The 914-nt window shown below is 55.4% G+C and carries 1 protein-coding gene; it reads right to left on the bottom strand.

Translation table 11 applies throughout. The features are described from left to right. Positions 1-17 precede the first annotated feature (17 nt). On the bottom strand, positions 18-845 hold the full coding sequence (locus tag AC07X6_RS28550) for an IS5 family transposase (RefSeq protein WP_494793223.1): 828 nt from the start codon (positions 843-845) through the stop codon (positions 18-20). Positions 846-914 lie beyond the last annotated feature (69 nt).

Below are 914 nucleotides of genomic sequence, written 5' to 3'. Positions count from 1 at the left end.
AGTGACGGTTTAAAAACTTAGCGGAAATTTAGTCGACGCAGCAGCAACGAACCCATGGCCAGGTAAATCATATTTTCCGAAACATCAATGCGCTGCTCGTAGTCGCGCACCAGGCGCCGGTAACGCATCAGCCATGCAAACGTTCGCTCGACCACCCAGCGCTTGGGCTGAACAGCGAAACCTTGCTGCCCTTGCAGGCGCCGCACGACCTCCACCGTGAAGTCAAGAAACGCGGCCTTGTCCATCAACTGTTTGCGGTCATATGCCGCATCCCCAAACAGATGCTTCACCCATGGCCAGCGTTTAATCAGGCCGTCGAGCACCATCTGAGCACCAGTGGAGTCGGCGATATCGGCCGGCGTCAGGTTCATCGCCAGCAAGCGACCGTCCGTATCGACCCCGATATGGCGTTTGCGCCCGCTGAGTTTCTTGTGGGCGTCATAGCCTCTCGTTCGTGCCCCTGGCGCTTTCACGCTCTGGCTATCGATAACACCGGCACTCGGCAGCACCTCCCGTTCATTGCACATACGATCGAGCATCAGCGCCAAGTCATGAATGGTACGAAACAGCATGCGCCGCATCAGCCGCCGAAACCAGTAATAAACCGTCTGATACGGCGGGAAATCATTGGGCAGCATGCGCCACTCGCATCCGGACCGTACCATGTAACGCAGCGCATTGATCACCGTGCGCAAATCTGTCTTGCGAGGTCTTCCCGTCTTCGCTTGCCTTGGCAGCAGCGGTGCGATCAGACGCCACTCTTCATCTTTCACATCTGTGGGATAGCCACGTTTGAGTGCCGTCCTCACCTGCTGATGCCGGCTTCGATTCTCTTGTGTCCACATCGTCAATCACTCCAAAACATCAAAGATGCTTTGACCTGAAAGTTGCTATGAAGTTTTTAAACCGTCACT

Source organism: Janthinobacterium sp. GW460-12-1-14-LB5, from assembly GCF_059423585.1.
This window is presented reverse-complemented; position numbering and strand designations above follow the sequence as displayed.